At 69.4% G+C, this 7554-nt stretch carries 9 protein-coding genes; 8 read left to right on the top strand and 1 reads right to left on the bottom strand.

The annotated features are described in order from the left end of the window. Positions 1-793 precede the first annotated feature (793 nt). Positions 794-2161: a group II intron reverse transcriptase/maturase gene (gene ltrA / locus KME75_RS38165; protein ID WP_308283445.1), complete on the top strand. Its 1368-nt coding sequence runs from the start codon at positions 794-796 to the stop codon at positions 2159-2161. Between the two features lie 518 nt (positions 2162-2679). After that, positions 2680-3042 carry a hypothetical protein gene (locus KME75_RS38160; protein ID WP_219419812.1) on the top strand — a complete coding sequence of 121 codons (363 nt, stop codon included), beginning with the start codon at positions 2680-2682 and terminating at the stop codon, positions 3040-3042. A gap of 52 nt (positions 3043-3094) precedes the next feature. Here KME75_RS38160 and KME75_RS38155 read toward each other — a convergent pair whose 3' ends face one another. Beyond that, positions 3095-4135 (bottom strand): IS1380 family transposase, encoded by a 1041-nt coding sequence (locus KME75_RS38155; protein WP_219419811.1) that lies wholly within the window; start codon positions 4133-4135, stop codon positions 3095-3097. A 68-nt stretch (positions 4136-4203) separates the two neighbouring features. Between KME75_RS38155 and KME75_RS38150 the strand changes: the two genes are divergently transcribed. The 6 genes from KME75_RS38150 (at position 4204) to KME75_RS38125 (ending at position 7320) form a co-directional block, all read left to right on the top strand. Then, positions 4204-4494 (top strand): transposase, encoded by a 291-nt coding sequence (locus KME75_RS38150; RefSeq protein WP_219419810.1) that lies wholly within the window; start codon positions 4204-4206, stop codon positions 4492-4494. A gap of 103 nt (positions 4495-4597) precedes the next feature. Beyond that, positions 4598-5209, top strand: coding sequence for an IS3 family transposase (locus tag KME75_RS47210; protein WP_219419809.1), 612 nt, complete (start codon positions 4598-4600; stop codon positions 5207-5209). A 49-nt stretch (positions 5210-5258) separates the two neighbouring features. After that, positions 5259-5828, top strand: coding sequence for a site-specific integrase (locus KME75_RS38140; protein ID WP_219419808.1), 570 nt, complete (start codon positions 5259-5261; stop codon positions 5826-5828). A gap of 26 nt (positions 5829-5854) precedes the next feature. After that, on the top strand, positions 5855-6751 hold the full coding sequence (locus KME75_RS38135) for a tyrosine-type recombinase/integrase (RefSeq protein ID WP_219419807.1): 897 nt from the start codon (positions 5855-5857) through the stop codon (positions 6749-6751). Beyond that, entirely contained in the window at positions 6748-7047 is a 300-nt protein-coding gene (locus KME75_RS38130; protein ID WP_219419806.1) for a DUF6262 family protein, read from the top strand. Before KME75_RS38135 ends, KME75_RS38130 begins: the two co-directional genes overlap by 4 nt. Positions 7048-7110: 63 nt before the next feature. Beyond that, positions 7111-7320: an IS3 family transposase gene (locus KME75_RS38125; RefSeq protein WP_308283446.1), complete on the top strand. Its 210-nt coding sequence runs from the start codon at positions 7111-7113 to the stop codon at positions 7318-7320. The last annotated feature ends 234 nt before the right edge of the window (positions 7321-7554 follow it).

Raw genomic sequence — 7554 nt, 5'->3', positions numbered from 1 at the left:
GGCCCCAAGGGAATCCGTGGAGCGCCGGATGCGGTGAGAGCCGCACGTCCGGTGCGGAGGGCGGGCCGGGGAAACGGGCTGGTCGCAAGACCAGTACCGCGCCCCGGTCCGACCCCTACTTCGCCGCCTGCTGGTCGCAGCCGGCAGGTGGAGCTGAGGGCAGCCTGATCCGGGTGGTGCCGGGGAGGGTGGGAGCAGCCCTGACAAAGCCGGGACGTGCCAGAACTGCCAGATGGCGCGGGCCGCGGCGAGCGTGACGGAGAGGAGTACGCGAGGAACCGGCGTTGTTACGTCCCTCAACGAGTCACCGGCTCGAAACCTGGCGGATCAGGGCCGGAAGCGGTGCGCACCCACCTCGCCTTCGGGCGGGTCGGGGAACTCCTGTGGGCGGTATGACATAGCCGCCCGGGAGGCCACGGGGAAGGTCTGCGGCGTACCCGTGGCGAGGCCGCAGGGACATAGTCGGGCTCCTCCTCCGTCGAGCGAATCGACAGTGAACACGGGAACCGTCCCGGGCTCGCCTGCGCTCCGCGTTGCCGACGCGGCGGGTGGGCTGGGTGCACCGACCACCGATCGGACCGGGTGCGGGGCGGAGCCGCCGTAGTACTCCGAGCCGGGGAGAGCCCGCGCACATGGGGAAGGGCGGCAGCGGATTCGAGAAGGGACGGATGCTGCAATGCCAGGAGACGCGCCGCCGAATGGCGACGCTCCAGACCCGGCGACCCCTGCAGCAAGTGGGCAGGGGTCGTGGGCGCGGGTACGGGGGATGCAGACCAAGCTTCACCGTTGGGCGGTGGCTGATCCCGGTCGCCGGTTCGACGACCTGTTCAACCTGGTGCACGACCCGGCGACGCTGTTGGTGGCATTCGACCGGGTCGCCGGCAACACCGGGGCCCGAACTCCCGGCGTGGACGGCCTACGGGTCGCCGAGGTCGAGGAACACATCGGGGTCCCGGGGTTCTTGGACGACCTGCGCGCCGACCTCAAGTCCGGTGCGTTCCGGCCCCTCCCGGTGCGGGAACGGAAGATCCCCAAAGCGGGCGGGAGCCAGAAGTTGCGGTCCTTGGGGATTCCCACGGTCCGTGACCGGGTCGTGCAGGCGGCGTTGAAGCTGGTGCTGGAACCGATTTTCGAGGCCGACTTCGAGCCGGTCTCCTACGGGTTCCGGCCCCGACGCAGGGCTCAGGACGCGATCGCCGAGATCCACAAGTTCGGCACCCACGGCTACCGGTGGGTGCTGGACGCGGACATTGAGGCGTGTTTCGACACCATCGACCACACCGCCCTGATGGGGCGGGTGCGGGCGCGGGTGGGAGACAAACGAGTTCTGGCGCTGGTCAAGGCGTTCTGCAAGGCCGGGCTGATCTCCGAGCTCGGCGAAGAGCGGGACACTCCGACCGGCACCCCGCAAGGGGGCATCCTGTCCCCGCTCCTGGCCAACATCGCGCTGACGGTGCTCGACGAGCACCTGATGGCGCCCTGGAAGCCTGGCGGGATGATGTCCACCGGTGATCAACGCCGCCGACGCCGAGCGCGCGGGTTGTCGACGTGGCGGCTGGTCCGCTACGCCGACGATTTCGTCGTCCTGGTCCATGGGACCCAGGCTGACACCGAGGCGTTGCGCGAGGAGATCGCCCACGTGCTTGCACCGATCGGTCTTCGGCTCTCACCAGCCAAGACCGCGGTCGTGCACATGAGCGAGGGGTTCGACTTCTTGGGGTTCCGCATCCAGTGGCGCCGCAAGCGTGGCTCGGACAAGTGGCACGTCTACACCTTCATCGCCGACCGGCCCGTCCGGTCGGTGAAGGCCAAGATCCGTGCCCTGACCCACAGGACGTCGCAAGTGAGTCTCAGGTTCGTGCTGATCAGGCTCAACCAGATCATGCGTGGTTGGTCGGCCTACTTCAAGCACGCCGTCGCGAAGCACACCTTCGACACGATCGCCCAGTTCGCCTGGCGGCGGGTGGTCACGATGGTGCGCGTGCGGCACCGTTGGAAGTGGCCGCAGGTCCGTCGGTGGCTCATCGGCCCGAACGGGCGATGGCAACCGCCAGCGATCGACGGGATCGCCCTGTTCAACATGGCCACAGTGCCGGTCACCCGGTACCGCCATCGCGGCAGCAAGATCCCCAACCCCTGGGTCCCATCCGTGAACGCCTGACGGCAGAGACCGTGGAGAGCCCGTTGCGGGGAAACTCGCACGGCGGGTTCGGCGAGCGGCCTGGGGAAACGGACCGGAAGCAACTCCGGCACCGCGCCCCAGGCCGACTCAACAAGTGGCCATGATGTCCTTGGGCGGACGAACGCGCCCTAAAACAGTTTGAGAGGGTCCGCTCGGGTGTCGAGACGGGCCCTTCTGCATGTTGCCGCTCCCGTACGTGGCCCCGTGGCCGTGCCCGGCGCTGGTCCCCCTCAGCTCGTGACGCCGGTAGCCCGGCGGGGCATGGACCGGCATTCAACTCGAAGCCCCCGACCGCTCGTGATGGTCGGGGGCTTCGCCGTGTCCTGAGTCGGGACGGCCGTCCTGCCGGACAGCGCGCGAGTCCGCATCAAGAAGTGATGAGGGGCCGCGCGCACCAGCACCTCCCACAACTGCACAACACCCCCGAGGTGCCCGTCGCGGCACCGCGTCCTGAAAGAGAAGGAGGCGGTGCTGTGATGCGCGCTGCCCAGAATCAGGTGCTCGGCCTGACGGCGGACGTCGTCGCCGAACTGCACACGCTCCCCGCGCGCGCACTCGACCTGTTCGCGGAGCTGCCGCTGCCGCTGCGTGCCGGCGTTGTGATCGTGCTCGTCGCAACGCTGTGCGTGCCGCGGCTGCTGCGCGCGCTGGACGACCACCTGTTCAATCGACAGGCGTGCCGGAGGATCACCCGGAGCGCGGACTGGGTCGAGGTCGTCCGCATCCGGAACGAACCTCGACGGCTCTGGGGCCGACGCCCACTACCTACGTCAGCCGATCGCAACCAGCCTGCGGACGCGACGTCGGATACCGCTGATACGGGCGACGCCAGCAATCAGGACGGGGCCGAGCCGCCGTAGGGCGATGACCCGTCTTCTCACCCCAGTGCCCGGCCTCGCCACCCGCCGTGCGCTACAGCCCAGTCCGAGGGTGACGTGAGCCCCGGGCGGCACCAGTGTAGACGGTGAACATCTCCGACTGCCCGGCCGGCACCGTCTTGGGGTTGAGGCGCCGCACCCGGCGCACGATCAGCCGGGCTGTGACGTGCTCGGTCTTGCGCCGGCCGGTGAACGCGGTGAACTCGATTTGGGCGACCTCGGCGTCGGAGACCCAGCGCTGCTCCTGCTCATCGAAGATGGCGTTCGGGTAGCGGATCGGCACCCACGCCGTCTCCGGGATCGTGGTGATGGCCCTGGTCACCGTGGCGGTGTGGCGGGCGGTGACCGAGAACCGGGCCCCGGCGCGGCGGCAGGTGTTGATGATGTCGTAGCCGTAGTAGGCCGAGTCAGCGCGCACGATCACCAGCCCGGTCGCGCCGGCCCGCCGGGCGCTGGCGAGGGCGTCGGCGAGCAGCGTCGCCGCGCCGCGCACCGAGTTCGTTGTGCCCTTGCGCAGCCGTGTTGCGGCGATCACCGGCGCCGATGCCGGCGCGGAGATCGTGGCCAGCAGCGCGCCCCGCCCGATCACCCCGCTGTAGCCGCAGCCGGTGCCCTGCTTGGCGTAGCCGTAGGTCTGGCGCACCGTGTCGTCCAGATCCAGGAACGCGACCTGATCGGCGCCGACCAGGATCGGGGACGCGGCCGCGAGCCGTGCCAGCAGCCGGGCGGCCACGGCGTCGAGTTGGCGGACGTGGCCGAAGGTGAACCGCCGCAGAAACGTGCCCAGCGTCGAGGGGGCCCGCACCTCGGTGAACAGCCGGGGCATCCCGCCGTGGCGCAGCAGATCCAGGTCGCTGACCGAGTCCGCGCCCGCGACCATCCCCGCGACCAGCGCGAGGACCTTCCCGGTGGCGTTCGCGCCGCCCTTCGCGGCGATGCTCAGCCGATCGGTCAGCAGCGTCGCCAGCCCGCACCGCGCGGCCAGCGCCATCACGCCCGCCAAGCCCGCGCAGGACACGAGATTCGGATCATCGAACCGCACGCCGATCGCGCGGCGGGCGTGAGATAGTCGCATTGAGCTTGTCCCCTGACGCCGGACACGTCACCTGAGGTGGACCCCGTCCGCCAGGGAGGATGTCGTTCGTGCCCGCACCTCACCCGCCGGAGTTCCGGCGCCGCGCCGTGGACCTCGCCCGCCAGGGCGACAAACCGATCTCAGCGATCGCGAAGGATCTCTCGATCTCCGAGTCGTGTCTGCGGAACTGGATGTCCCAGGCCGATGCTGATACGGGCGCCACGGATTCGCGACTGAACAGCGCCGACAAGCGTGAGCTTGCCGAGCTCCGCAAGGAGAAACGGCGCCTCGAGGTCGAGAATGAGATCCTCAAACGCGCGGCCGCGTACTTCGCCCGGGAGAACGTTCTCCCAAAGTAGTGTTCCCGCTGGTCCGTGAACTCGCCGATGACGGATTCAGCGTCGCGGTGACCTGCCGGGTGCTCAACGTCGTCGCCAGGGCTACTACGAATGGAGATCCGGGGTGAAGTCCGCGCGGGCCGAGGAGAACGAGTTGCTGCTCAAGCACATCGAGAAAATTCATCAAGATTCTCGCGGTACCTACGGATGGCCGCGGGTGCACGCAGAGTTGACGCTGGGGCTCGGCCTGGCGGTCAACCACAAGCGCGTCGCCAGGCTGATGCGCGCGGCCGGCATCCAGGGCCTCTACGGGCGCCGACGCCACGGCTGCACCGTCCGGGACCCGCACGCCGAGCCCTACGTCGACCTGGTCGACCGGGACTTCGTCGTCGACGGCCCGAATGAGTTGTGGTGCACAGACATACCGAACACTCGACCCTGGAAGGGAAGGTATACTGCGCAGCGGTCCTCGACATCTATTCACGACGAATCGTCGGATGGTCAATCGACGACAACATGCGCACCGCACTCGTCGACGCGCTCGGCATGGCCATCGCCGCCGGGATCCCGAGTCCAATTCGGCGATCCTGCACTCCGACCACGGATCGCAGTTCACGTCCTGGGCGTTCGGGCAACGACTCCGCAACGCCGGCCTCGTTGGATCGATGGGCTCGGTCGGCGATTCCCTCTTAACCGGCCAATGCCGACGTTTCCCCTGCTCAGCGACACGCCGTGAGATGGCGGTTGCGGGGTGGTGGCGGTCACCGTTGGTACATCTGTTCCCCGTGACTGGCGAGGCGGGCCTGCGGCTTGAGGAACGCGACGGCGTCTGGGTGTTGACCGGGCCGGCCGCGTCCCGGTTCGGGCTGGTGGATGAGTACCTGGCGTATCTGTCCGATCGGAACTACTCGCCGAAGACGGTGCGCGCCTACGGCTATGACCTGCTGGCGTTCTGCCGGTGGCTGGTGGCCGAGCAGCAGCCGCTGACGGCGGTGAGCACGGAGGTGCTGCTGCGGTTCCTGCGCGCTTGCCGGGAGGCCACTGTCCCGGGCCGGCCGGGCCCGAACGTGGTGCGGCTGTCGGGGCGCCGGGCGGATCAGTACGCGGCGACGACGATCAACCGGCGGCTCGCCGCGATCTCGGGGCTGTTCGGCTTCGTCGCGATGCGCGATCCCGATGCCGGCAACCCCGTCCCGAAGGGCCGCGAGGCCCGCTGGCGGGTTCCCGGGGAGCGCAGCGGGATGCTCGCGCACACCGCGCGGCGGCCGCGCAACCGCTCCTCGCTGCGGCTTCGCGAGCCCCGCCGGCTGCCCTCGGGTCCTTCGCCCTGCGCTTCTCCATGGCGGTTGGCGTAAGGGGAGCGGCGGGCACCACGTCGGCGTTGTCCCAGTCCGACGCGGCCGAGCTGTTGGCCAGCTTCCGCAGCTGGCGGGACCGGGCGATCGCGGGGCTGATGCTCTACTGCGGGCTGCGCTCGGAAGAAGTGCTGGGCCTCGACGTCGTCGATGTCGACATCGGCGGCCGGTGGCTGAAGGTTCCGCTCGGCAAGCTCGACACCGAGCGGATGGTCCCGCTCGACACCGAGATCCTCGCGCTGATCGACCACATCACCGAGATCCGCAGCCCCGGACGCCCGCTGCCCCACCCCCGCTACCGGCGGGCGGCGCAGTTCCTGTTCACCCACCACGGCCGGCGGCTGTCGCAGAACGCGGTCCGCGCCGAGCTCGACCGGGCCGCCGAGACCGCCGGGCTCGACCACATCACCCCACACCAGCTGCGCCACACCTACGCCACGGCCCTGGTCAACGCCGGCGTGTCGTTGCAGGCGCTGATGGCGCTGCTCGGACACATGTCCGCCGAGATGAGCCTGCGCTACGGGCGGCTGTTCGACACCACCGTCCGCGCCGAGTACGAGCGCGCCCTGGACCTGGCCAAACAACAGGCCCGCACGCCGGCACCCGGCCGGCGCAACCTGCCGTTGGCCGACATCACCGGCGGCGCCGACTGGAAAGACACCCCGCTGCTCAAATCACGACTGGCCGGCGGGTTCTGCCTACGCGCACCGGCCCAGGGCGCCTGCACCTACGCCAACATCTGCGAGCACTGCCCCAGCTTCCACGCCGAGCCCAGCTCGCTGCCGATTCTGGCCGCCCAACGTGTCGACGCCGAAGCACTCGCCGCCGACGCCGAGAAGCGCGGCTGGATCGCCGAGGCCGAACGACACCGCCGCCTCGTCGCCCAACTCGACACCCTGATCAGCGAGGCCCAAGCCGGATGACCAGCGCCAACATCCTCAACCGCGTCGAGCGCGCCTGCGCCCAACTCCGCCACGACGGCCACAAGGTCACCTTCACCGCCGTCGCCGCCGCCACCGGCCTGGGCCGCACCACCCTCTACCGCGACCCCACCCTGCGCGCGGTCGTCGACCAGCACCGACACCGCGCCGCCACCAGCGGCACCCTGACCGGGCTCGCCGACGAGATCGCCACCCTGCGCACCGCCGTGGAAGCCATCGCTGACCGAGTACGTAAGCACGAAGAACAACTCCGACGCCTCGCCGCCGACGAAGGCTGAAAGCGCTAACCGGCCAAACGCCGGAAAGCAAGATCATTTGCCGGATAAAGCTTCGACAATGCCCTGGCCGAGAACCTGTGGTCCACGATCAAGGTCGAGCTCGTGTACTGGCCCCAGACGACGTTCGCCACCCGCGCCGAAGCCGAGCACGCCCTGATCCGCTACATCGACGGCTGGTACAACCCACGCCGGATCCAGGCCGGCCTCGGCGGGCTGTCTCCCGACGAGTACGAGGACGCCTACCATCGCACCCAGCCCGACCCTCACAGATAACGGGCTCTTCGATCTTAGGCGGGCACCGTCGGTTTCCTCGCTGACAATCGGCGGGTCTGCCGGGTGCAGTGCAACCGTACTCGGCGGCGGTAGTTGTCCCGGTTGCGGGTAAACATTCAGCGGTGTGGTGGCATGGCGTGATCGCCGGTCGGCCGTTCGGCCTCCGGTGCGCTCGGCTCGGTGTCCGTGGTCAGGTGGGCGCGGGTAGTGCCGGCATCCAGGGGTGGCCGGTGA

The sequence above is a fragment of the Pseudonocardia nigra genome, from assembly GCF_019396355.1.
Taxonomy (GTDB): domain Bacteria; phylum Actinomycetota; class Actinomycetes; order Mycobacteriales; family Pseudonocardiaceae; genus Pseudonocardia; species Pseudonocardia nigra.
The sequence above is the reverse complement of the archived record's forward strand: the minus strand, read 5'-3'. Positions and strand labels throughout refer to the sequence as shown.